This window comes from Paenibacillus sp. CECT 9249, from assembly GCF_918697855.1.
Lineage (GTDB): Bacteria > Bacillota > Bacilli > Paenibacillales > Paenibacillaceae > MSJ-34.
Genome location: NZ_CAKKLI010000030.1, coordinates 23,732 through 49,078, shown reverse-complemented (window position 1 = coordinate 49,078; position 25,347 = coordinate 23,732). Strand labels below are relative to the sequence as shown.

The 25,347-nt window shown below is 53.1% G+C and carries 19 protein-coding genes; 10 read left to right on the top strand and 9 right to left on the bottom strand.

Annotation, left to right across the window (positions count from 1 at the left end; genetic code table 11):
• Positions 1–19: 19 nt before the first annotated feature.
• A complete protein-coding gene (locus tag LQ229_RS18765) occupies positions 20–1,018 on the top strand; it encodes a Gfo/Idh/MocA family oxidoreductase (RefSeq protein WP_230192541.1) in 999 nt (332 codons plus the stop codon).
• 249 nt (positions 1,019–1,267) lie between these two features.
• Entirely contained in the window at positions 1,268–4,366 is a 3,099-nt protein-coding gene (locus tag LQ229_RS18760) for a copper amine oxidase N-terminal domain-containing protein (protein ID WP_230192540.1), read from the top strand.
• Positions 4,367–4,465: 99 nt separating this feature from the next.
• On the opposite strand, the gene LQ229_RS18755 is transcribed toward LQ229_RS18760, so the two are convergent.
• From LQ229_RS18755 to LQ229_RS18740, 4 genes are all read right to left on the bottom strand, one after another.
• Positions 4,466–5,170, bottom strand: a complete 705-nt coding sequence (locus tag LQ229_RS18755) for an ankyrin repeat domain-containing protein (protein ID WP_216540728.1) — start codon at positions 5,168–5,170, stop codon at positions 4,466–4,468.
• Between the two features lie 64 nt (positions 5,171–5,234).
• Positions 5,235–6,116 carry an alpha/beta hydrolase gene (locus LQ229_RS18750; protein WP_216540727.1) on the bottom strand — a complete coding sequence of 294 codons (882 nt, stop codon included), beginning with the start codon at positions 6,114–6,116 and terminating at the stop codon, positions 5,235–5,237.
• A 106-nt stretch (positions 6,117–6,222) separates the two neighbouring features.
• Positions 6,223–7,038, bottom strand: a complete 816-nt coding sequence (locus LQ229_RS18745; protein WP_230192539.1) for a hypothetical protein — start codon at positions 7,036–7,038, stop codon at positions 6,223–6,225.
• A 165-nt stretch (positions 7,039–7,203) separates the two neighbouring features.
• Positions 7,204–7,989: a DUF262 domain-containing protein gene (locus LQ229_RS18740; protein WP_230192538.1), complete on the bottom strand. Its 786-nt coding sequence runs from the start codon at positions 7,987–7,989 to the stop codon at positions 7,204–7,206.
• A 202-nt stretch (positions 7,990–8,191) separates the two neighbouring features.
• Between LQ229_RS18740 and LQ229_RS18735 the strand changes: the two genes are divergently transcribed.
• Positions 8,192–8,818 (top strand): TetR/AcrR family transcriptional regulator, encoded by a 627-nt coding sequence (locus tag LQ229_RS18735; protein WP_216538058.1) that lies wholly within the window; start codon positions 8,192–8,194, stop codon positions 8,816–8,818.
• 562 nt (positions 8,819–9,380) lie between these two features.
• Here the strand turns inward: LQ229_RS18735 and LQ229_RS18730 are convergent.
• Complete coding sequence (locus LQ229_RS18730; protein ID WP_216538057.1) at positions 9,381–10,352, bottom strand: aldo/keto reductase; 972 nt, start codon at positions 10,350–10,352, stop codon at positions 9,381–9,383.
• A gap of 160 nt (positions 10,353–10,512) precedes the next feature.
• On the opposite strand from LQ229_RS18730, the gene LQ229_RS18725 reads away from it, so the two are divergent.
• Positions 10,513–11,529 carry a hypothetical protein gene (locus tag LQ229_RS18725; RefSeq protein ID WP_230192537.1) on the top strand — a complete coding sequence of 339 codons (1,017 nt, stop codon included), beginning with the start codon at positions 10,513–10,515 and terminating at the stop codon, positions 11,527–11,529.
• 125 nt (positions 11,530–11,654) lie between these two features.
• Positions 11,655–12,941 (top strand): NCS2 family permease, encoded by a 1,287-nt coding sequence (locus LQ229_RS18720; RefSeq protein WP_230192536.1) that lies wholly within the window; start codon positions 11,655–11,657, stop codon positions 12,939–12,941.
• A 66-nt stretch (positions 12,942–13,007) separates the two neighbouring features.
• Here the strand turns inward: LQ229_RS18720 and LQ229_RS18715 are convergent, their stop codons facing one another.
• The 4 genes from LQ229_RS18715 to LQ229_RS18700 form a co-directional block, all read right to left on the bottom strand.
• The gene (locus LQ229_RS18715; RefSeq protein WP_216538054.1) at positions 13,008–13,205 is read right to left on the bottom strand and encodes a cold-shock protein; all 198 of its coding nucleotides are present in this window, start codon (positions 13,203–13,205) and stop codon (positions 13,008–13,010) included.
• A 23-nt stretch (positions 13,206–13,228) separates the two neighbouring features.
• Entirely contained in the window at positions 13,229–13,429 is a 201-nt protein-coding gene (locus LQ229_RS18710; protein WP_216538053.1) for a cold-shock protein, read from the bottom strand.
• A 237-nt stretch (positions 13,430–13,666) separates the two neighbouring features.
• The gene (locus LQ229_RS18705) at positions 13,667–15,976 is read right to left on the bottom strand and encodes a M28 family peptidase (RefSeq protein WP_230192535.1); all 2,310 of its coding nucleotides are present in this window, start codon (positions 15,974–15,976) and stop codon (positions 13,667–13,669) included.
• 21 nt (positions 15,977–15,997) lie between these two features.
• The gene (locus LQ229_RS18700) at positions 15,998–17,752 is read right to left on the bottom strand and encodes a methyl-accepting chemotaxis protein (protein ID WP_230192534.1); all 1,755 of its coding nucleotides are present in this window, start codon (positions 17,750–17,752) and stop codon (positions 15,998–16,000) included.
• Positions 17,753–17,926: 174 nt separating this feature from the next.
• Between LQ229_RS18700 and LQ229_RS18695 the strand changes: the two genes are divergently transcribed.
• The 5 genes from LQ229_RS18695 (at position 17,927) to LQ229_RS18675 (ending at position 25,343) form a co-directional block, all read left to right on the top strand.
• Positions 17,927–18,874, top strand: coding sequence for an ABC transporter ATP-binding protein (locus LQ229_RS18695; RefSeq protein ID WP_216538050.1), 948 nt, complete (start codon positions 17,927–17,929; stop codon positions 18,872–18,874).
• 12 nt (positions 18,875–18,886) lie between these two features.
• On the top strand, positions 18,887–19,645 hold the full coding sequence (locus tag LQ229_RS18690; protein WP_216538049.1) for an ABC transporter permease: 759 nt from the start codon (positions 18,887–18,889) through the stop codon (positions 19,643–19,645).
• Positions 19,642–20,622: an ABC transporter permease gene (locus LQ229_RS18685; protein WP_230192533.1), complete on the top strand. Its 981-nt coding sequence runs from the start codon at positions 19,642–19,644 to the stop codon at positions 20,620–20,622. The genes LQ229_RS18690 and LQ229_RS18685 overlap by 4 nt, the downstream gene beginning before the upstream one ends.
• A 121-nt stretch (positions 20,623–20,743) precedes the next feature.
• Positions 20,744–23,320, top strand: coding sequence for a LuxR C-terminal-related transcriptional regulator (locus tag LQ229_RS18680; RefSeq protein ID WP_230192532.1), 2,577 nt, complete (start codon positions 20,744–20,746; stop codon positions 23,318–23,320).
• Between the two features lie 157 nt (positions 23,321–23,477).
• The gene (locus LQ229_RS18675; protein ID WP_216538046.1) at positions 23,478–25,343 is read left to right on the top strand and encodes an SLC13 family permease; all 1,866 of its coding nucleotides are present in this window, start codon (positions 23,478–23,480) and stop codon (positions 25,341–25,343) included.
• The last annotated feature ends 4 nt before the right edge of the window (positions 25,344–25,347 follow it).

Sequence of the window (25,347 nt, the reverse complement as noted above, 5' to 3'; positions counted from 1 at the left end):
TCAGATCGGAGGTGAACATATGTTGAAAGTCGGCATCATCGGCGCGGGGTTTATGGCAAAAACGCATGCCGATGTATACGAACGAATGGCTAACGTTGAAATCGCAGCGTTCGCCGAGGGGAACGAAGCGGCGGGGCAAGAGACGGCGAAACGATACCGGTGCCGGTATTATTCTACAGCGGAAGAAATGTTGCGGGCCGAAGAGATTCAATGGGTCGATATTTGCGTCCCTACGTTTCTGCATGAGAAATTTGCGGTGATGGCCGCTCGAGCGGGAAAACATATCATGTGCGAAAAACCGTTGACATTGACATTGGAAGCGGCCGGCCGAATATACGAAGAGGCCGATAAGGCGGGAGTAAAGCTGCTCGTGGGGCAAGTGCTCCGCTTCTGGCCGGAATATCAAGCGATGAAGCGGATTTGCGACGAAGGACGGATCGGAAACGTCGAGGTTGTTCGAGCGGAACGATTGGCCCAGACGCCGAACTGGAGCGGGTGGTTTCAAGACGTGTCCAAGAGCGGGGGCGCGCTGTTCGATCTCCACTTGCACGACATCGATTTTATGCGGCATTTGCTCGGTCCGGTCGAATCGGTGTATGCGATCGGCCGGCAAAGCGCGAACGGCGCTTGGGATCAGATCGCCACCAGCTTGTCGTTCCGGAACGGCAGCAAGGCAAGTATCGAATGTTCGAACCAAATGGCGGAAGGGTTTCCGTTTACGATGGCGCTGCGTGCCAACGGAACCGGAGGGACGCTCGATTTCCGCTACGCCGCGGGTCATAATCTGGAAACGCGCGACTCCGCCGCTGTCCGATTTATGCTGTATCGCGACGGAAGGGAAACCGAGGTGACCGTGGAACGGCAAGACGCGTTTCAGCTTGAGTTGGAGCATTTTATAGACTGCATCGGCAAGAACCGCATGTCCGAGATCGTACCGCCTGCCGAAGTCCGCGAAGTGCTCGGCATCATGGAGTCCATCCGGACCTCGCTCGAAACGGGTCGGGTGCAGATGCTGTAAGAAAAGAATCGTTCGATTCGAACTTTTTATGCGAAGGATGTGCCGCATCATGATGATGTTGCTGGCGCATCCTTTTGTTTTGCCGCGTTTGCGGCGGCCGAACATCGCGCTATACCGGGATAAAATACCGATTTCCTAATTTAGACATTTATTTATTTTTTGCGGGGCAGAAACTTTTGGCGGGGTTGGAGCGTTTAGATAACAAAGGGAAGAACACATGAAGTTGAATTCAAACAGGAGGATGAAGGTGTGAGAAAAATATTGTCAGCGCTCGTGGCAGTGGCGATGGTGCTTACGCTATCGCTGCAATCGCAAGTACACGCAGCTCAACCGATCAGCATTTATATCGACGGCGTCAAACTGTCGACGGACCAGGCTCCGGTTTCGGTTGGAGGCAGAGTCTTGCTGCCGATGCGAGCCATATTCGAAGCTTTAAATGCTTATGTAGATTGGGAACCGAAGTCGAAGACGGTAACGGCCGTGAAAGACGGAACGACCGTTCAACTGAGAATGGGTTCGAAAACGGCGACCATCAATAATGCGACCGTTTCGCTGGATGTTCCCGCGCAAGCGATCAAAGGAAGAACGATGGTTCCGGTCCGCTTTGTCAGCGAAGCGCTCGGTGAAACTGTCGATTGGAATTCCAGCGCCAAGACCGTATATATTACGACTTCGGGCGATGTCGGCGCAGCTTATAATGTGAATGCGCGCATCGTCGGAGAGAAAGGCGACGGGCGGGATCTGGAAGCCAGCTTCACGAAAGCGTCCAGCGACGCCTATGTCGATCATTACCGCGTCATGGTCGTTAAAGCGGATAGGGTGTCAAACTTTACGCTTGCCAAGGCGCAATCCGTTTCTTCCCGAGATTATACAGTTGTGAAGGGGCAGGGCATTAACCAGACCGTTTCGTTCAATTCGCAAACCCGGGATACGGACGGCGATCTGCTGCGTGCGGACCGCGATTATGCCGTATTCGTCTTGTCGGTCGGCAAAGCGTCGAACAAATACGCGCTTTCCCATCCTTCCCGGACCGTGACGATTTCCGGCGATTCGGCGGTGAAGGCGGCAACGGATATCAAAGTTAGCGATGTGAACGACTACGGCGACGGCCGCGATTTGCGGGTCAGCTTCACGAAGCCGGGCAATGACGCGAATATCGCAAACTATCGGATTATGGTCGTGAAAACGAAGGATGCGAGCGAGTTCACGCTGGCGAAAGCCAACGCGGTGCCGAGCTCTTATTCCACCGTCGTCAACAGAACGGGCTCTTCGACAACGACGTTAAGCTCGTCTTCCAGAGACGTATCGGGCGATCTGATCCGCAACGGCGTGCCGTACACGGTCTTCGTCCTGTCGGTGAGCAGCCAGCCGAATTCGGCTCCAAGCAAGCTGTCGTCAGGATCTTCCTCGATTACGTTGAACAGTTCGATGGCAGTGCCTGTCATTACGAAAGTAGAAGATGTGAGCAACTACGGCGACGGCCGCGATTTGCAAATCAGCTTCACGAAATCGTCCGAAGAATGGAAAGTAGGCTATTACCGCATTTTTGCCGTAAAACTGAAAGACGCTTCCAACTTTAACTTGGAGGCTGCGAATAAAGTATCGTACGGCAGATATTACGATGTATCCAAGACGGGCAACAACATTAGCGTCACGCTGCCTTCTTACGCGAACGACGTAGACGGCCATTCCATCCGCAACGGCGAAACGTACCGCTTGTTCGTCATGGCAGTCTCGAGCGATTCGAAATCGTACGATAACGTACTGTCGGCGCCTTCTCAAGCGATTGCGCTGTCGAACAGCGCGGTTGTCGGCACGGCGACCAACGTCACCGTGAACGATGTCAGCAATTATAATGACGGCCGCGACATGAAAGTAGAGTTTTATCGCGCGTCCGACGAATCCGTGATTCATCATTACCGCGTCATGGTTGTGAAAACGGCAGACGCGCATCGATTCAACTTATCGGCGGCCAACAACGTTTCAAGCTCAAACTATACGTCGGTGAACAAAACGGGAAGAGATCTCAGCTTGACGCTGAGCTCCAGCGCGAGAGACGTGGACGGATCGCTGATTCGCAACGGCACGAGCTATACCGTATTCGTCCTGTCGGTCGGGAACAATTATAACGGCAATGCGTTATCCAGCCCGTCCGCATCGATTACGTTGTCGAACAGCTCTACCGTATATCCCGTCAATTATGTCTCGGCAAGCGATGTCAGCGACTATAACGACGGCCGCGATTTGCTGGTTACGTTCAATAAAGCCGCCGACGAATCGAGCATTAGCCATTATCGCATTATGGTAGTCAAATCGGCGAATGCCGGCCGGTTTAACCTGTCGGCCGCGAATAACGTATCGAGCGCAAACTACACGCTGGTGAACAAAACCGGCTGGAATATTAGCCAAACGCTGTCTTCCGGAGCGAGAGACGTGGACGGATCGGCGATTAAAAACGGAGTCAGCTACCGGATCTTCGTCTTGTCGGTAGGAACAGGAAACAACGGCAATGCGCTTTCGTCTCCGTCGACGGACATTACGCTGACGAGCAATTATGCCGTACCGGCCGTGACCGGACTGAACGCTTATGCGATTCCGAATTACGGCGACGGCCGCGATATCGAAGTCAGCTTTGTGAAAGCTTCCCATGAAGCGAATGTGGCCGAATATCGCATCATGGTCGTTCCTTCGGATCAATCCGGCGGATTCCGTCTCGGAGAGGCGAACGCCGTTGGCTCCGCCAACTATACGAAAGTGGCGAAGCAAGGCAGAGATATTAGCCTGCGATTGTCCGATTCCACCCGCGATGTGAATGGAAACGGCTTGGCGCGCGGCGTGAAGTACAAAGTATTCGTCTTGACCGTGGCGGATGCAAGAAGCGGTTCCGCCAACGCGTTGTCGGCTCCGTCCGTCGATGTGCAGTTGACGGACTTGGCCGTACCGGCCGTCACGAATGTGACCGCCATTGCGGACGGCACCAATATGCAAGTAAGCTTTACGAAAGCAAGCAACGAATCTAGCATTGCGTATTACGCTGTCATGGTCGTACCGTCCGGTTCCGCCGGAAGCTTCAATCTGGCGGAGGCGAACCGCATCGGTTCGTACGGATACAAGTCGGTCGGCACCGGCAACAGCTCCGTCACGTTAACGACTTCCGACACGGATATTACGGGCGCGTCGCTCCGTACGGGCGTCTCGTACCACGTATTCGTCCTTTCCATCGCGGACGGACGGATCGCTACCGTAAACGCGTTGTCCGGCGCTTCGGGCGAGGTCGTTCTGCAGGAGCCTCCCGTTCCTGCGAATAACGGCGTCACACCTCAGGATCAGGTAACGCCGGAGATTTAAGCACAATAATAAACGTATCTGGAAACGACAGGGCTGCCCCGAAATTTTGGGGCAGCCCTTTGTTTGCCACAATATCGAAACCCCTCGATAGAGGTTTTCTCATCGCAGCCTTATTTTTTTGCCGTCCGCGGTCGTCGTATAATCCTCCGGTTTCCGTTCTTCTCTGCTCCGCATATCGATAGATGCGCCCGCTTCGATCAGAAGCTGCAGCATGTCGCGATTGTAGGTGATTTCCGCCAATTGGACCCCGGCGTTCGGGTCGGCTCCTTGTTCCAGCAGATAGGACGCGATCTCGATTTGATCGGACATTACGGCGGATTGCAGCCCTTGATTGGGATCCCCGCCATGCTTGATTAACAGCTTGACGACGTTCAACTCGCCTTTCTCGATCGCCGTCTCCAAAGCCCATCCGTCCTCCTCGGGATTGGCACCTGCGCCGATCAACAAACGGACGAAAGGCTCGGAGTGCCTGTTATGGTTAATCGCCAACGATAACGGATGCATCAGGATTTGTTCCCCGCTTCCGTAATTGGCCGATAGATTGGGATCGGCGCCATGTTCCAACAGCAAGCGAACCATCACCAATTCGCCGTCGCGAATCGCAACGTGAAGCGGATTGAGGGAAACGCCGGCGTTCGGATCGGCGCCCATCTTCAGCAGCCGTTCCGTCTTCCGGTAGTCCTGCGATTTCACGGCGGCGGCCAGCATGAGATCTTTCGGGTACACGAGCAAGACCAACAAGACGATCGTTAAAACGACGGCGATGCCCGATAATGCGATTAAGCTCCAACCTCTGGGTTTCATGTTAAGTTCATCCTATTCGTTATGTAGTAGAGCGCACTTCTCTACTATACAATGGATAGGACAATTATTCCAAGTTATTTTCCGGCCGTTCCGCCCCCATGGCCGCTTGATCGCCGATGATATAAGCTTCCGGTATGCGGATCGTCTCCTCCGGAACGGCTTGATCGTTCCGCCGCATTTCGTTGCGGATCCACGAACGGATCATTTGATTCGTTTTATCCGCCGCTAACGTAGGAAGCCGGTGATTTTCCTCGCGGAACGTAATCAGTTTGAATTTGCGCAGCCCTTTCTGGAGCAGATGGCAATAACGTTTGAAGCTTTTGTCCTTGCCGCCGAACATCAGCAGGATGGGAGCGTCGATTTCATGGAGACGGTTGGTGCAGTTATAGTTCAAGCTGTACTTGTAATATTGGCGAATATTGCGCCAGTCTCCTTTCAAGGCGTCCTTCATCAAGCGGCGAAACGTTGCCATACTGTCCGAGTTGCCCCATGTTACGCCGAGCGTAAGCAGGCGAATGGCTGCTTTCCATGACGATAACCCGATCGCGGCGTGAATTCGGCCCCGCAGGTAGAAATCGCTTGCCTCCGACATCGCGCTGATCAATATGCCGCCGCGAAAGCGGTCGGGATAGGACAGCATCGCTTCCAAGGCGATCGACCCTCCCGTTGAGTAGCCGCATAGGAATGCCTTCTCAATGTTCAGGCGATCCATTAGACGCAAGATGTCTTCGCAAATGAGCGGATAGGTGACCGGCGTTTGGGACGGTTCGCTTCGGCCATGTCCCCGAATATCGAATGTAATCACTTGAAATTCGTCGGATAACTGCATCTGTTGGTAACGAAAATTGGCGCTTGAAATCAGCGGGGGATGAATAAAGACGATCGGGACGCCTTCGCCATACGTTTCATAATACAGCATCGTTCCGTTGATCCGTTCCAGCGGCATAGCTTTCCATCTCCTTCGGTTGTTCTTGCGTTGACGGCAGCGACAGACCATGCCGACTGCGTTATTTTTCCATTAATATCCCCCGGTACTCTATAAAGTATCCCTGTCATATTGTTTTCAGTTGCGTTTTCGCTTTGGCGATGATGTCGCTCACCTTCTGCTCCAGATCGGCGTTTCGCTGCCTCTGGTCAACTAACTGGCGCGATACCGCAACGAGAGAGGAGAGCGAATCGGCCGCGTTTTTCGCCGTTCCTTTCGTCGCTTGATTCGCGTTTTTGACCGCGGAGGCAACGAGTTTCTTAGTCGAGGCGACCTTGCTGCGCTGCGCTTTCAGCTGCACTTTAACCGGATGGACGCCGGCCAACGTATCGTTCATCTTCTTTTTCTTTTTCGCCGCTTGATCTTTGGCGTTTTTGAGCGATTGTTCCTTGTTGCGAATGTCTTGACGGGCCGCTTGAACGGCGATCTTCATAGCATCCGCCTGCGTTCGGAGCAGCGCGTTCAATGTTTTGTTGTTGAGCCGCCTTGCCGCGGCGATTTGCTTGTTCAGGGCGGTATACGAGTCGAACAGCGGTTGGTAGCGGCCTTTGGCTTGTTTGACTTGCTGCTGCAGCTTGTTTACCTTATCGGCGTCGATCTCTTTGATTTGTTTCCGCAATACGACTAATTCTTCCTCGTTCTTGTAATGAATTGCTTTTATTTTCGCGTCCAAGCTTTGATCTTGCTTCCGCAATGACTGAAGATCGCCGTTCAGCTTGGTTAACCGGCTTGCTTGCGTCTTGTCCGCGCCTGCGATTAGTTTGGCGAGATTGGATTTGGCGGTGGCGGACAATTCGAACGATGCGGCCGCAACGGCGGGCGCCAGGGCGGCGAAAGCGAGGGTTAGCGTCGCGAGGAACGCCGTCATTCGTTGAAACAGCATAAGTTGATCCTCCTTTAATATAACGATTCGGAACGGGTACAGCGGCGCAACAACAAAAAAAGCACCTGCAAGAAAGGCGGCTGCCTCTCTTACGGGTGCTTCCCGTTGTTAGAAGATGGAATGTTATTCGTCTTAAGACCAATATATAATGCATCGGCGCAAGTGTCAAGCTTCCTCCGGGCCCTCCTCCAGCAACGCTTTCACTTGATCCAATTGCTCCTGGCTCATCGCCTTGCCTACCGTATTCAACAGGATGAAATACCGGAGCGTCTGCTCCCGCGATAATCCTTTCGGCTCCGCGAAAATGACGGGATAATTAAGGAAATGGTTTCGGTCCCGCGGGCTGAGCTCGCTGAACGTTTTGCCGCGCCATCTGAAACGGTCCTCGTAATAATCGATAATGGCGCGAAGCCTTTGTTTCCCGTCGAGAATTTCGTAACCGAACCCCCGTTTGACCCATGTTTTCGTATCGTATTGAATAAATGCGAATTTGCCGATGTCGATATTGCTGAAGACGGACTCGACAAGCTTGACTTTGTCCTCCGGTTCCCACACGTATCCCCGCTGATATTCGGGATCGAAATTGACTCCGTAATGGTACACTCTATTGATCAGGTCAATCAGCATCCGATAGGAGAACCGCAAATTCAAATCCGTATTTTGGATCATGCTTTCGGGTTGTTCCTCCTGATATTTTCGCACTTGAACCCAGCTGAAATAGCCCTTCTGATGTTCGCGCCGAATCGGATCGCCGTAATTTTGGCTTACTTCCGTATAATCGATCAAATACGTTTTCCCGTCATGCAATACTTCTTCCACTATCGCGTCATGGAAATTGCCTACCTGAACCTTGTCGCCTCGTTTAAAAACATATGCAGGCTCGGAACTGTACCGCAATCTTTCCTCGATTTCGATCAGCTTGCGCTGCATATTGTTTGCGCTGTTGGTCAATTGTACGCACCTCCGCTTGATGTTGAATGGTTTTGTCGTCACCTGGAATCATTGTAACATCCAATATCTTTTGGGTGGGGTGGTAAAATAAGGGTGGATCGCGAAAGAGGGGAAGGCAATGCGCCTGCTTGACTTAAAAATAACCATTGGTTATATTATAGCCGATGGTTACTGATCGAAAGGGGAGGGGGATTCGTTAGAGATGGCGAACAAACAAGAACTGCGTTCCGAGGAAACGAAAAGAGCGATCGTGGCCGCAGCCGGCGCCTTATTCGCCGAACGGGGATTCGATGCGGTGACGATGCGGGAAATTGCCAAACAAGCGGGCTGCTCCCATACGACGATTTATATTTATTTCAAGGATAAAACGGCGCTCCTGCATCAACTGTCCATGCCGCCGTTGGAACAATTGAAAGAGCGGTTCGATAGCATTCTTCAATCGAAGGCGCTTGCCCCGGAGGATAAAGTGAAGGGCATTGGCGAAGAGTTTATTCGGTTTTGTCTGGCGAACCGCAATATGTATCCGATCTTCTTCGTCACCAAGTCGGTGCGGGTGGACGAAGCGGAGCCCGAACTGGAGGTGAACCGGCTTCGCAACGCGCTGTTCGCCCAATTCATGGAGGGCATTCGGCAATGTCTCCGCTTGGAAGAGGAGGACGACCGGCTGCTGGCTTACAGCCGGATTATGGTTTATACGGTGCATGGCATCGTAGCAACGTACAACCAATCGGAGGAGACGGTCGATCAATTAATGGATCGATTGAACGCGACTTTCGCCGAGGCGATCGATGTGCTGCTCCTCGGGTTCCGGCGGAAAATGGAGGAGTAGACGGTCGGCGGACATCCGATTCTTTATTCGCAGCAAAAGCGTAGAAATAAGCCGTACGACGAACGAATAACGGAACCATTGCCCTCCGCCCCAGCGGGAAAGAAAGCCGGGCCATAAAGGGCATTTCGTTTCGAAGGCGATCCGCGCCGCGCGGGCCTACACTCCTTTGTTTAGCGCTAACGAAACTCATAATCCTTATTGGGCTCAAAATGGAGACGTCGTCATTCTAACGAATGTACAAATCGTTATTCATTGGAAATCGGTGGTTTTATCGCTTTTCTCCCGTCATTAGCGTGTTACAGTTTCATTACACGAGCAACAAGGCGATTAACAGGCCATTAGCGTGTTAGAGTTTCGTTAGCGCGTTCGAGGGCCGTCTGCCGCCGGCGGTCTTTTGAAATGTATAGCAATTTCCCGGTGCAACAGCGTAACGTTATGAATTAGGGAGCGAAAGTACCTTGCTACCGCCCTGTTGGAGTCAAGTTACAAATGAAATTGAAGCGCAGAAGGGGAATAAGGAACGGATATCCACGCTCATCCTCACAATCCCGCACTCTCCATGTTACGGCAAAGCTTTGCCTCTGGAGGCGACGTAGAGCGTGTACCACTCTTCGCGCGTCAAGACGATGCGCTCGGCATCTTGGCATGCGCGAATCCGCTCCGGATTGGCCGTCCCGATTACAGGCTGCACGCCTGCAGGATGGGTCATGAGCCAGGCGAGCACGATCGCCTCGCGGGTCGTTTCTTTCTCTACGGCCATCCGCTCTACGAGCCCGGCGGTTTCTTGGACAGCCGCGCTTTGCCCGTCCAAGGCGCGTCCGGAGAAGAGCCCTTGCGCCAGCGGACCCCATGCCTGAATTTGAATATCGTTCAAGCGGCAATATTCCAACGTGCCTTCAGGGAAGACGTCGTTGCGGGCCGCGTCCTGGTTGACATGCACGCCCGTTTCGAGCCAGCCGATTTTCGCCAGGCTCATTTCCAGTTGATTAATGAGAAACGGCTCGCCGCAATACGATTGCAGCAGTTGGATTTGGCCTGCGCTCATATTCGATACGCCGAACCGCCGGACTTTGCCGGACGATTTCAACCGTTGCACCGCTTCCGCGACTTCCTCCGGATCCATGAGCGGATCGGGCCGATGCAGGAGGAGGAAGTCCAAATATTCGATCCCCAATCTGCCCAATATTCCGTCAACGCTCCCCAATAGATGTTCTTTCGAGAAGTCGTATCTGCCCGGCACGCCGTTTTCCGCAAAGCGAATGCCGCATTTCGATTGAATGAAAATGCCCTCCCGCAACTCCGGCCGTTCGGCCAATATTTGCCCGAATACCCGCTCCGCCTTTCCCTGCGTATAAATATCGGCATGATCGAACAGGTTGATCCCGATCGACAAGGACGCTTCGACGGCCTCATGCCCTTGTCTGATATGTTCGCTCGTTACCGGATTTTGATTCCATTCTCCGCCGAATCCCATGCACCCGAGCGCAAGACGGCTGACGGGAATATTCCGCCGATGCAGCGGTAAGTTTGCCATATCCATCACACTCCTTCGATTTCGGTTCTGTCTATTTCACATTATAGAGAAGTTCGGTCCCGATGCCAAAAGGAAGGAGCGCCTCCTGCGAACGTTCGCAACAAATCAAGCCCTTTCCTCGTTTATTACATATAACGCTTCGGAAATGAGGGGAACTAGAATGAACAAAATCAAGCAAAAGGCAAGTATGCTCATCGCGTGCACATTGCTGTTCGGCGCCTTATTGTCGGCATGCGGCACGGGTGCGGAACAGCCGCCGGCCGAACCGCCGGGCATAGGCGACAACTCAGGCGAAGAGCAGCCCGACAACAATACGCCTGAAACGCCGGATGCCGATCCGGACGCCGTCCCTAAGTTCGAACAAGAATTGAATAACGCGAAAGACGCGGCCGGCGCGATCGGCGCGATGGATCAACATATGAAAGGAGCGACGCCGGAGCAAGCAGACGAAATGTTCGTACTGCTCGAAAAGTTCTATGAAACCGATTTGTCCTCCGCCGAGCAGCTGTTGATGGACCCGGCAGCGCAGCAAGCGTTGCTGGAAATAGAGCTTCCGATGACCGGGCAAAAAGCGGCGGAACTGAAAGACGAGAAGCTGCGGACCGCGGTGCAAGGCTTGCTGGCAGGCAAATATAAATTAGAGACGGCGGAAGGCTCCGTATTTCCGGTTGTCGATTATAAAGCGTTGGCGGAGGCTTATCAATCGTACTTCACCGATGCGATCAAAGATTACATTGCGCTCAAAGCGGCCGATTCCGAACAGCCTGTAGCGCGCGATGCCGCTCTGGCCATTACGGCGGACGAATTGGCGGCTCGAGCGCTGGCGGCCGAAAACTATTTGGCGAAATATCCGGATTCGGTTCGATTCGATACCGTGAAAATCGATTATTTGCACAAGTTGACCATGGTGCTATTCGGTTTGAACAATACGCCGACGTTCGATTATAACGATTACCGCCTGACCGGCGAGGCAAAGGCGAATTTGGAGAAGATCGTCGCGGAGCATCCCGATACGGTGACAAGCGGCTTTGTGCAGGAGTTTCTGGATATCGTGAAGCAATCGAACGGGCAAGTCTATGTGAAAAAAGACGGGCAGCAGACGGACGCTCCGGAAATGAAATCGTTCAAAGATTCGATGAGGGAAACGGTTGAAAAACGGATCGCGGAGAAAAAATAATTGCATAGCAGGTATCGAAAAAAGATAGCGGGAGTAAGCTTTCTCTGGTAAGATGGTAACGGGCCATCTTCGCTTTGGCGAATGGCCAGGGTGGGCGAGGGGTTTACAAAAGGTGCAATGACAACATGATCGACAGAAGGTTTCGTTTGCAGGAACATGGAACGAGCTTCCGCCAAGAAGCGATGGCGGGAGCGGTCTCGTTCTTCACCGTCGTATACATTGTTGCCGTAAATGCCGCGATATTGGCTGACGCGGGCGTCCCTTTCGAAGCAGGGGTCATCGCTACGGTGCTGACCGCTGTCACAGGTTGTTTGCTGGTCGGCTTTTGGGCGAACAGCCCGATCGTGCTCGTTCCGGGCATGGGGATTAACGCGCTCTTCTCGTATACGCTTGTGCACGGCATGGGCCTTACATGGCAAGAAGCGCTTGCCGCGGTGCTGATCTCCGGCATTATGGTGACCGTCGTATCGTTCACGCCGCTTTCGCGACTGATCGCAGCCTCGATTCCCGAATCGCTGAAGCATGCGATCACGGCAGGGATCGGCCTGTTTCTCACGTTCATCGGCTTGCAAAAAGGCGGCATCGTCGTTCCCAGCGAAAGCACGCTCGTGGCATTCGGCAACTTGGCGCATGCCAAACCGCTGCTTACCATGGCGACGTTCGCGGTAACGCTCGTACTGTTCGTGCGAAACGTGCGCGGCAACTTGCTGATCGGCATTGCGGCCGGTACGTTATTGGCCGCGCTGTTCGGCGGGACGAAGCTCGGTGAAACAGGCGGCTTCGGTTTTTCCGCGGCGGACTACGCTTCCGTATTCGGCGCGATGTCGTTCGCCAAGGCGACGACGGCGGTATTCTGGATCGCCGTATTCTCATTGGTGCTGGTCATTTTGTTCGAAAGCGTCGGCCTGATCCACGGCCAATTGCAGATGGCGAATCGGCCGGAGAAATTCAAGCGCAGTTTGCAAGCGAGCGCGATGTCCGTCATCGCGTCGGGGCTATTCGGCTCTAGCCCGACCGTTTCCGCGGTGGAGAGCGCAGCGGGCATTGCGTCGGGCGGCAGAACGGGGTTGACGGCCGTAACGACGGGCGTATTGTTTGCCGCTTCCTTGCTATTCCTCCCGGTCATCAAACTGATACCCGACTCGGCGATTGCGCCGGTGCTGATTCTGATCGGCGGATTGATGATTCAAAATGTGCGCAATATTCCGTTCGACGATATGACCGAATGGTTTCCCGCATATTTGATCATCGCGTTTATTCCGCTGACCTCGAGTATCGTTGACGGGATGGCGTTCGGCTTTCTCGCATATCCGCTGCTGAAAATCGCCGCGGGCAAATGGCGGGAAGTCGGTATGGCCGCGTATGTGATCGCCGCCTTGTTTCTGGCCAATTTCGTACTGCATGCGTTGTAGCGGCAATAACGTACACAAAAAAAGCCCGATCCGGACGACTTCCGGATCGGGCTTCGTTTGTGAAGCCTACATGCTTGTATTGTTGGAAAGAACGGGGAGCATTCTCGTGTTTTTCACCATGGCCGAATGGCATATGGGACAAGTCGGAGTTTCCTCGAAAGAGAAATTGTTCCTCATCCAGCATAAGCATCCTTCATCGCTGCACATCCAGACTAGAGTCGGTTCCTCTTGAAGAGGCTCCATGGTTTTTTTGGAAAAATACAAAAGAATCCCTCCTGTAAGTTTTTCTACAATTTCACAACATTATCGGCTTGCGGTCCGCGGTTTCCTTGAACAACATTGAATTGCACGCGTTGTCCTTCGTCCAAAGATTTGAAGCCTTCGCCCGCAATCGCGCTGAAGTGTACGAATACATCATTCCCGCCCTCGATTTCGATAAATCCGAAGCCTTTTTCCGCATTAAACCATTTCACTGTTCCTGTTTCCATCCTACATAACCTCCAAAATTGTTGTACCCGTATATGGTACGAAGAAAAAAATTCACACATTGTAAAGAGCACCATAATATGTGTGATTACTCTTTATAATATGTGAATTTATCACTTCATATATACGAATAACTCATTATAACACATAAAAAAATTTATAACAATAAGCATTTGCGGTTTTCTATTTCGAAAAAAACAGCCTCTCTTCGAAAACGGGAAGAGAGGCGGATGAAACGGCTACATTTGATAATGCTTGAAAACAAACGTCATATCCCGGTAGGAGATCAGCTCTTCCGGCCGCTGCGGAACTTCATTCGGCAGCATGTATTTGCAATCGGCTGCATAAAAGCGGACGTCGTCATTCCGGCCGACCGTGATTCGCAACTCGATGCCGTTCTTGCCGGAACCGATATGCTTGAAGCTGAAGGGATCATCGGCTTCCACCTGTCTCGTCTCGGCAATAAGCGGTTGTCCGTTCACACTTGCCCCGTAAACGGTCATTTTCGCGTTCGTTGTGAACGTCAACTCTTCCGCCTGGCGGAGGGAACGAATCCGGAGCGTTAACGTACGTCTATCGCCGTTTACGGCGTCGTCCATTTTCTCCACTTCCGGCGCCGGTTCATCGTAAACGGGCGCGTCGTTGAAATAGACTTGGCTGACAAACGACTGCAGCCCTCCGGTCAGGAAAGGAAGCTCCCCGCTAATATCGCCGCGGCTCGTTCCTTCCGCCAGCAATGCGGAAGTGTAGTTGTCCGGCGTTTGGCCGCTCGCCCATATCGCCCGGCCCCGGTCCGCATCTTTGAAATAGACGATTTGACTAAGGTTCGGATGCGAAGACGACGGCATGACGTTCCAGGAAGCGGCCGCCGCGATGGCAACGGATACCGCTAGCATGACGAGCGGCGCGACCCATCCTTTCGCCAAAGGAAAGGAGCGAACGGCCGGGATGACCAACGTCATCGCCAGCGCCGTCAACAAGCATAGTGCGCCGGCTAAAGGCAATCCCATCAACATATAAACGATATGAATGATCGGCGCCATGAACAGGATGCCCGGAATGGCGCCGAGAACGGCAGGCCACTCCGTTGTGCCGGTACGAAAGGCGATATTGAGTCCGATCAAGCTGAACAATAACGGCCATACGAATAGATAACTGCCTCCCGGAAGGAGGTAGCTTGTCGCAACCGTTAAAATAAGCCATAACAGCAGCGAACCGGCCCAACCGTTTTCCGTCCGCATTTTCGCGGCAAGGAAGCCGAACACAAGCAGCGTCGCCGCAACCGTCAAGCAGAGGAAGGACCAGAAAAACGGATTGCTGACCGTTGGGTCGCTTTCCAACATCCACCGATATTCGGCAAAGAACCGGCTTAACCCAGACCATGCGGCCGCGGCGATGCCGAATGCGAGAGCGAGGCTTGCCAATGCGGCGGCAAAGCCGCCGATGTATCCTGCCAACGTCAGACTTCTGCTGCGGAAGCCGTGGATCAAGGTCGCGATATAGAAGACGGCGGCGATGGCGGCGAGCGGCACGGCCCAAGATTGAGGATATGTCGCCATCGCCGAACCGAATACATTGAAATAAACGCGGTCGTTCGTTTGTTGCGGCTGCGCCAGATCGCTGTTTCCGAAATGCCGTGTCAGGCTGAGCATATATTCGCCGTGATGCTGCAGGCTGCTTTTGTCGAGCCGATCGACGGTGTCCAGCGTCGTATGATAGGCGTTCATGCCATTGCCGAACGCGAAATTCAAGCCTTGCATGCCCGCTTCTTTAAACGCCGAGAAATCGGTATCGTTCGGCAGCAGCTTATACAGATTGTAAATGAGCGAATATGCAACCGGGGAGGATGCTTGTTTGCTGAATTGTTCAATCAGCCATCCGTTTCGTTCGCTCGTCTCGAACATGAACGAAGGTCCTTGATTGCCGCGCGCTTCGAAATTCAAGACAAGGCGAACCTCTTTCGCCCACGGATGCTCCTTCACGAACGAGCGCGCCCCCAATAAGCCGTTTTCCTCGGCATCGGACAGCAGGACGATCAAGTCGTTGCCGAGCGGTTCCCCCGTTTGCAAAGCGCGAACCGTTTCCAGGATGGCGGCAACGGCCGCGCCGTCGTCCGCCGCCCCCGGTCCGCCGGGCGTGGAATCGTAATGCGCGGCCAGCATGATCGCGCCGCCGCCGGCCTTCCCTTCGATTCGTGCGACAATATTCTCCACATCCGCGGTCGTATGGCCGGAAACGGAAACAGATGTCGTTCGCTGCACTTCAGGCGTCAGCCCTAGTTCGCGCAACCGCTGCAATAAGTAATCGCGCACCTCGTCATGCGCCGCGGAACCGACCGGATGCGCTTCGCGGCTGATCGCTTCCAAATCCGCCAGCGCGCGTTCGGCCGAGAAGCGATGGGGTGCGGCATCCGATGCGACCGGCTGCGGCGCGCGGATTTGCGCAAGGCCGATCGCCGCCGCGCATAGAATAACGATCCATAATAGCAAGGATGCAAGAATGCCGGGTTTGGCCGGCCGTCTATTGATCATGATGGGGGACGGTCTCATGAATTTCATTCCTCCTATTGGCTACAATTTAAATCGATGTGTTGCCGATTGCAGTTCCTCCGCCATGGCGCCGATCTTGGCGGATGTCGAAGAGATGGCCTCCATCGCGGCCAATTGCTCCTCGGTAAAGCTGGAGATGGACTGGGCGGTATCCGCCGTTGCTTTGGACGCCCGTTTCATATCCTGTAACGAGGCTGCAATTTGCTGCGAGCTGGCGGATAATTCTTCCGACGCCGCCGAAGCCTCTTCGATTTGTTCGGCCGTTTGCTTCGTCGCTTCCATAATCCGTTGAAAGGCGTCGCCGGTTTTCGCGACGATCTCCGCGCCGCTTTCTACTTCTTGTTCGCTGCGCTTCATCTCGGCAACGGTATAGGCGATATGCTGCTGAATCGTTTCGATCAGTCCCGACACTTGCCCCGCCGATTGTGCGGAACGTTCCGCCAGCTTGCGGATCTCCGCGGCGACGACGGCAAAGCCTTGGCCGGATTCTCCCGCACGGGCGGCCTCGATCGCCGCGTTCAGCGATAATAGATTCGTTTGGTCGGAAATTTCCGTAATGACTTCCACGATCGATCCGATTTCCTGCGAGCGGTCGGTTAACTGTTCGATAACGGCCGCCAAGTCTTGAACCGTCGTACGAAGCGCCGTCATTCTGGCCGTCGATTCCATGGCGGACAGATTTCCTTGCTGCGCCTCGCGCGCCATATGCTCGGATACGGCCAATGTATCGGACGACGTTGCGGCGATCCGCTGAATGCCCGCCGCCATTTCTTCCATGGCATTGGCGCTTTCCTCCACATGATGCGCTTGCGTATGCGTAAGCTGTGAAATTTCTTGCACCGAAGCGGCGATTTGATTGCTCGCCTGTGCGACTTCATGGACGGAAGCCGTGAGCTGGCTCATATTGTGCGAGACGAGATCGGAATTGTTCCGAATGTGGCGAACCAGTTGCCGCAAGCTCTCTCCCATTTGAGAGAATCGGTTTCCCAATGCGCCGATTTCGTCTTTATTCGTAATCCTCGCATGATGATCGGTTAAATCGCCTTCCGCGATTCGCGCCGTCTGTTTCGCAACCGCGGCGAGCGGTTTGGAAATATGCCGGGCAAACAGCAATGCAAACGCGAGTCCGGCGACAAAACAGGAAATGAGCGTCATCAGTATGATATTTTGAATATTTCGAAGCCCTTGGTTATAGTCTTGTATATAGGAGCCGGCGGAAACGATCCAGCCCCAATCCGGATAAAGGTTGGCATATACGATTTTTGGCGCTTCCTTCTGCGAATTCGGCAGGGGCCAGGAGTAGGTCGTAAAGCCTCCGCCGTTCTTTGCGTTTTGAATCACGTCTTGTATGTAATAAAAGCCTCCGCTCGTCTTTTTATCCCAAATATTTTGCCCCTCCATGGACGGATGGGCGAGGAGCGTTCCTTTTTCGTCCAGTACATAAAAATATCCGTTCTCTCCCAGATCGATTTCTTTGTTTCCTTGCCTTTTGTCCCCGTTTTTCGGCCCGAGCAGCGCGGTTTTGACCCGTTCCTGGGCCTCCTCTTTGGAGATTAATCCTTTTTTGGCGGATTCGTCAAAAGAGGCGATCAGCGTTTTGGCCATCTCAACATTGTTTTGAATATTTTTTTCGATCAGAGCGTTCGTTTCATTGGCTGAGGTCCGATAGCTTACAGCGCCAACGATGAGGATCGGGATCACAAGCAAAATGAAGCAGGAGGCGATCAGCTTGGTGCGGATCGTCAACCTTACTTGAAACGGGGAAGATGTCTTCATGTCAATATACCCTCCAGTGTCTTGAATCAATTCTTTCTATTATACTATGGAGAGGTGGGAATTCCAACCAATTCGAAGTCTTTAAACCGCAAGAATCAACCTTCGGAATCAACCGATTGGTTGATTCTTTTCTTTTGCCCGCACGGTACGATTGTTGCAAAAGGAGTGATTGATATGGCAACGGAAACGCCGATCATTGAGGTGAAGCAGTTGGAGAAGCGCTTTAAACAGCATCAAGCGCTGCAAGGCATTACATTCGACGTATATCCGGGAGAGATTTTATGCTTTCTCGGGCCGAACGGAGCGGGGAAAAGCACGACGATCAACATTTTGTCCACCGCGCTGCGTTACGATCAAGGGGAAATACGTTTCGAAGGGGAGCGAATCGACCGCAATCCGAACCGGTTGAAACGAAATTTGGGCATTGTTCCGCAGGATATCGCCATATACGAGGAAATATCGGCCGAAGCGAATGTGAAGTTTTTTGCCTCGTTATACGGCCTTGCCGGCCGGGAATTACAGCGGCGAACGGACGGGGCGCTTGCCTTCGTCGGTCTGTCCGAACGGAAGAAGGAGAAGCCGAAAACCTTTTCCGGCGGAATGAAAAGAAGGCTGAACATCGCTTGCGCTATTGCGCACGAGCCGAAAGTCATCATTATGGACGAGCCGACGGTCGGCATCGATCCGCAGTCGCGCAATCATATATTGCAATCGATCCGAACGTTGAGGGAGCGGGGCGCCAGCATCATTTATACGACTCATTACATGGAGGAGGTCGAAGAAATTTCGACCCGAATCGTCATTATCGATCACGGCAAGATCATCGCCTGCGGGACGAAGGAGCAGTTGAAGGAGCGGCTAGGGGAAGAAAAGTTGTACGAGGTGGATGTGGAGGATGCCGGACTTCTGCAGGAAGACGAGCTATACCGCATCGACGGGGTAAAGAAGGTATATATTCATGAAAATCGCATTCGTATCGCGACCTTGAAAGGAATCGAAAATTTGGACGCCATCATCTCTTTCCTTGTAGGCAAAGGTTTGAAAATTCAGAACATGACCAGCTCCGTCGCTAGCTTGGAAACCGTATTCCTGAAGCTGACCGGCAGGACGTTGCGGGATTGAGGAGGGACCGCCATGCGGATCTATTTGCGCAGTTTCAACGCCATTCTGACGCGGGATCTTAGAAATCTGATCTTAAATCCCGTCATGATCATGTCCAACTCGGTATTCCCGCTGCTGCTGATCGCGGTTCTGGGTTACATGACCGGCACGGTGTACGGAGGCGGAGAAGTAACTTCTTACGATTATTACGGGGTCACAATATTGATTTTTACAGCTTTGAACGTATCGATGATCGCCGCGAACAGTTTTATGGAGAAGAGCTTGAAGACGAGCAATTTGCGGATTCTGTACTCGCCTATACCTACGTTTTATATTTATGTCTCCAAAATGGCGGCGACCTTTCTCTTTGCGAGCGCGAGCTCCTTCCTGTTGATCGGGTTGACCCGTCTTTTGTTCGGCATTAACTTCGGCGGCGGGAATTGGATTTGCGTAGCGCTGATTCTGACAGGGTTCAATCTTTTCTCTTCGGCCCTGGGCGTCCTGTTGTGCTGCTTGCTGAAAAGCGAAGAATTGAGCAACAAAATTCTCAGTATGATCAACAACGCGTTGGCCCTGGTTGGAGGTTTGTTTTTTCAGTTGGACGGATTGGGGTCCGCGATCGAGACCATATCGTATCTGTCGCCGGTAAAGTGGGTGGCTGAGGCGGTCTTCCGCATCATCTACGATCATGATTTCGGATTGTTTTTGCCGTCCGTCGGATTTTGCATTCTGGGAACGCTCCTGTTACTGTGGGGCTGCAAGCTTACTTTTCGAGCGGAGGATTATGTATGAAGGGTGTCGGATCTGTATTTCGCAACAATATGAACCGTATGAAAAGCCGCAAAAATTACTTGTTCTCAACGCTTGCCATGACGATCGCGGCGATGGCGTTCGCGATTTATTTTACGGCTGCGTTTGATATGAAAGGCAGCATTGCCGTCGTAACCGAAGCGGACGAGATGCCGATCGGCACGAAGGACTTTCGCGTTGAACGGCTGGCGGAGGTCCCGCCGAAGTCTCAATTGGTACGGGGAAAATACGACGCGGTCATTGTCGACCAAGGAAACGGAACCCACAAGATCGAGACGGTGAAAGGCGATGCGTTCAAGGAGAAACTGCAACAGGCGCTCGCGAGTCCCGAACGCCGGCTGTCGGAGGAAGCGAAACGCGGCGTAGGCATGAATATTTTGGGGTTCCTCATTATGTTCGTGCTGTTGGAAGGGATGCTGTTTATGAATTTGTTTGCCGAGGATAAGGCGAACGGCACGTTGCGCCGCGTAATCGTCTCGCCTGCAAGCTTGACGAGCTACATGCTGGCCCAGAGCTTGTTCTGCTTTGTAATCCTGTATGCGCCGACCTATGTATTGCTCGTTGCGGCGCAAACGCTGCTCGGCCTCGATCTCGGGTTTACGCTTCTGCAATATGCCTGGCTGCTCGGCCTATTGGCGGCGTTAGCCACGGCCTTCGCGTTGTTCATGACGGCATGGATCGACAGCCTCGATAACGCGATGATGGCTGCGGCCAGCATCATTGTGCTGACTTCGATATTGTCCGGCAGTTTCTACACGTTCTCCCATGGCGGACTTATGAAGGCCGTCGTGTCTTTGCTGCCGCAAAAGCAGTTTTTGAATCTTGTTCAGGACCTGGAACAGCGCACGGCGACGGCGGCCGGCTCGCAGCAAATCGGTTATTTGCTGGTTTTTACGGCGATCTTGTTTGTTGCGGGCTGGGCGATTTGCCGAAGACGAAGCAAGGAAGGGCGATATTGAATGTGCGGAGCCGGGGGCGCCCGTGTTATAGTAATAGAGGCAGTTCAAACAGAGGTATTTCGCTAAACAACACGGTCGCACACTTCCATTTCGATTCGAATGGGCTGGAAGGAAGGATGGCATGAAACTGATTTCAACCAAGTTGATCGCGCCGGCTCCGCGCAACAATTATATTCGCCGGGAAGAGCTGTTTCGCAAACTGGAACATATGCAGGAATACAAGGTGATCCTCGTGCAAGGCTCCGCCGGGAGCGGCAAGACGACGTTGCTTGCTTCTTTTATGCATGAGTTCGGGTGCGCGGATTTTCGATGGGTCGCGTTGGATGAGGACAATAATGACGTTTTTTCGTTTTGGTACTATGTTCTGGAGGCGCTAAAGGGCGACTTGGGCCGCAAAGTAGACGATCTGCTGTCCATTTTCGAAGCGCTCCCCCAGAAGCGGGATATGGAGAATATGCTGATCTTAATCGTCAATCAATTGCATGATATTAGGGGTCTAACGATCGTTTTGGACGATTTCCATACGGTGGAAGACCCGCAATTGCTGCAGACGATCGAGTTTTTTATGAAGTACAGCCCGGATCATATTCGGCTCGTTATATTAACCCGGGAGACGCCGAAGCTGTATTTGGGGGATTTGATGATATCCGGCAAGTATCTGGAAATCGACGAGAGCGATTTGAGATTTTCCGCCGATGAAGCGGTTCGTTTTCTTCAGGACACTTTGAGGACGGGAATGGACGATGCGACGGCGGGCAAGTTGAACGAACTGGCGGAAGGCTGGGTCGGCGGACTCCAGTTGATGGCACTGGCTCATTCTCATAAGAGGGATATGCCGTTCGGCCCGGCCAAAGGCCTTAACAAATATATGACGAATTATTTATCCAATGAAATCCTCCGATCGTTAAGCGAAGAGGAGACGCGGTTTTTGATTTGCACGTCGGTCTTGTCCTACTTTAACGAATCGCTGTGCAATCAACTGCTCGACGTCGACGATGCAAGAACGCTCATTCACGGTTTTCTCGAGAAAAATATGTTTCTCGTCACGATTGACGAAAAGGCCGGATTGTACCGTTATCATCATTTATTCGGCGAATTTCTGCGGCAGAGGCTGGCGGAGCGCGACGGAGGCGCCAAGCGGAAACTGCATTGCAAGGCGGCGGCGATTTTCGAGCGGTTCGGCGACACGGATGAGAGCGTAAAGCATTACATTCAGGCGGAACAATACCGCGAAGCGCTGCGATTGATTTGCCGCTTGCAGCAGACGGTCAAAGGATGGGCGTACTTGCGGCAAATTCCGCTGGAATTTCTCGTCGATAACCGGGATTTGCTGTTTCAACGGCTGTTCTATCATTTTTGCAATTTGGAGTTCGATCAATGCAGAGCCGTTTTGGACGATCTAAGCGGCAAGTCCGAAGAAGACGTTTTCTGGAAGTTGCTGCAATTCACCCGTTTTTTCATGGATGACGCCGCTGTCGGTCTGGAGATGAATCCAGGCTTGATCGACGAGATCGAGCATATGGGTTTTAGCGATGTGACGAAAGCGATTATTTACGTAACCAGTTCGATGCTGCTGGGTCTCATGGATCAATACGCCGAAGCGGTCGAATGCATCGATAAAGCGGTTATGCTCGAGAGCGGTTTCCTCAATCCGTATATACGCTACTTCGCTTTGACCTGCAAAAGCCAATTGCTCGAGGCGATGGGCGATCTGCAAGAGTGCGAACGCATATACGAATCGTTATCCCGGCTCGTGGAAGAGCATTCCTATTTATCTCCGCTGGCGGCCAACAGTTTGATCGGGATGGGCGGCATTTATATGAAAAGGATGGAGCTCGACCGGGCGGAAGCAATATTCGAGCAGGCGGAACGGAAGCTGCAGAAAGAGAATGTTTCAATGGAAAGAGGATATGTTCATAATAGGATGGAAATCTTTTTATTGCGCGGCGACAAACAAGAAGCTGCCCGGAGAATGAAACAATTAACCTCGTTCCCTGTTTTTTATGAACATCCGTTATACCATTCATCTTTGTTGAAATATCAGCTGTTGATCGATGACGCGGACCCGGAGCTCTTGCGTTCGTTTTTGCATTGGGTCGAAAAAGGCGGGAATCCCAGGCCGTTGCGTTATGAAGATCGATTGGTGCATGCGCGTATCATGTGGTCGCAAGGGGACCGGGCGTTGGCGCTGGCGCAACTGGACGATATTTTGAAGCGCGTAAGGAAGCATAAGGTCAAAACGATTCTCGTCGAGTCCATCTTGTTGAAAATCCGCATATTGGATCAGGACAAGGGCGATCGGCAAAGGGAAATATTAAATTTAATCCGGGAAGCCGTGCACTATAGCTGGGAAAATCAAATCGCCTATTCGTATATATTGGAAGGCGAGGTTGCACGCAGAGCGCTTATGCGGTTGAAACAAGAGAAGGATAGCGATTTGAACGAGAATGAGAAGAAATTTATGAATGGTCTCTTGTCGTTGTGGGAGCGGGAGAAAACCGATGAATTGCTGAGCGCGCGCGAACTGGAAGTGCTGCGTGTGCTTGCGACCGGATTATCGAACAAAGAAATCGGGAGCCGGTTGTGTATCTCCGTCGCGACGGTCAAGACGCATATGATCAATATATACGCCAAGCTGCAGGTTTCCAACCGCATCGAAGCGGTGGAGAAAGCGCGGCAGATCGGCCTGCTGCCTTAGCCGGCCGGGAAAAGCCGGGCGTTCGGGCGGCTCTCAATTTTGAACATTATGAGGCGGCGGGGCGAATGATCAGCGAATCTATTGCGCGAACGACAGGAATGCCCTATATCCATGTCGAAGGCAAATAGGGATTGATGCAGATGTGGGAGGAAGATGTGTGAACGGACAGATGGTGATGACGCTGGCGGTGCTGGCACTGGCGTCGGCGTTGTTTATATCCGGCAAAGTAAGGTCGGATCTTGTGGCGATCGGTTCGCTAATTTTATTAATGTTGTTCGATATATTGACGCCGGCCGAAGCGTTGTCGGGCTTCTCCAATTCGGTTGTCATTATGATGGTCGGCCTGTTCGTCGTAGGGGGCGGGATATTCCAGACGGGCCTGGCGAAAATGGCAAGCAGGAAGCTGCTGCAGCTGGCGGGCGCGAACGAGACGCGGCTGCTGCTGATGGTGATGCTCGTTACGGCGGCAATCGGTACGTTCGTCAGCAATACGGGAACGGTGGCCGTGATGATGCCGATCGTCGTCAGCCTGGCGTTAAGCGCCCGGACCAATCCGGGCAGGCTGTTGATGCCGCTTGCGTTTGCCAGCAGCCTGGGAGGGATGCTGACGCTGATCGGTACGCCGCCCAACCTGGTCATTTCGGATGCGCTGGCTAATAGCGGATACGAGAGGCTGTCGTTCTTCTCCTTTACTCCTGTCGGACTTGTCTGCCTTGCCGTAGGCATCGTTGCGATGCTCTTCCTCAGGCGCTTTCTGCCGCGCAATGAAGAGGAAGGAGGGCAAAGGCGCAACGGGCGCTCGCTCAAGGAACTGACGCGGCAATATCAGCTGTCGCAGAACTTGTACCGCGCCCAGGTGGGGGACGACGCCCCGATCCGCTCGAAGACGCTTCGCGAACTGGACATTCCCGGCCAATTCGGATTGAACATTATTGAGATCCGCCGCAAAACTTCCGCGAAGAACCAGTTCTTCAAAACGATCAATCAGGAGATTGCCGGGCCGGAAACCGTCATTCAGGAGAATGACATTTTATATATTAACGGCCCGTTCGAGCAGGCGCAGAAGTTCGCCGAAACATACGGCCTCGCCTTGCTCGACCGTCGCGTTCCGGAGCGCGAGCGGACTTCAGGCGTAGAGTACTATGCGACCAGCGATGTCGGCATTGCGGAGGTGATGCTGACGCCCAACTCGAGACTGATCGGGCAGCTCGTCAAACGGTCGGGCTTTCGCGAGAAATTCAGGGTGAACATTCTCGGCATTCATCGCAAAGAGCAATATTTGCTCCATAATCTGAAAGAAGAGAAAATGCGCTTCGGCGATGCGCTGCTCGTCCAGGGAACATGGAAGGATATTGCCCTGCTCGCCGAGGAACAGCCCGATGTCGTCGTCGTCGGGCAGCCGATGGAAGAGTCGCGCAAGGTGACGATGGACAATAAAGCGCCGATTGCCGCCGGCATTATGCTGCTGATGGTCGTACTGCTTGTCACCGAATGGATTCCGGCGGTCGCCGCGGTAATGGCCGCCGCCGTATTGATGGTCGTATTCGGCTGCGTCCGCAATATGGAGGAGGCGTATAAGACCGTCAATTGGGAAAGTATTGCGCTGATTGGCGGAATGATCCCGATGTCGATTGCGCTCGAGAAGACCGGGCTGGCGGCGCTGCTGTCCCAGGGGCTGGTCAGTTCCCTCGGAAGCTACGGGCCGATGGCGTTATTGGCCGGCGTATATTTTACGACATCCGTCATGACGATGTTCATCAGCAATACGGCTTGTGCGGTGCTGCTCGCGCCGATTGCGCTGACGGCCGCCGTTCAGCTCGGCGCAAGTCCGTATCCGTTTCTGTTCGCGGTGTCGATCGGCGCGAGCATGTGCTTCGCATCGCCGTTCTCCACGCCGCCCAATGCGCTTGTTATGTCGGCGGGACGCTATACGTTCAGCCATTATATGAAGGTCGGGATTCCGCTCCAGCTTCTGATGGGGATCGTCATGGTGGCGGTGCTTCCACTGTTTTTTCCGTTCTGATTCA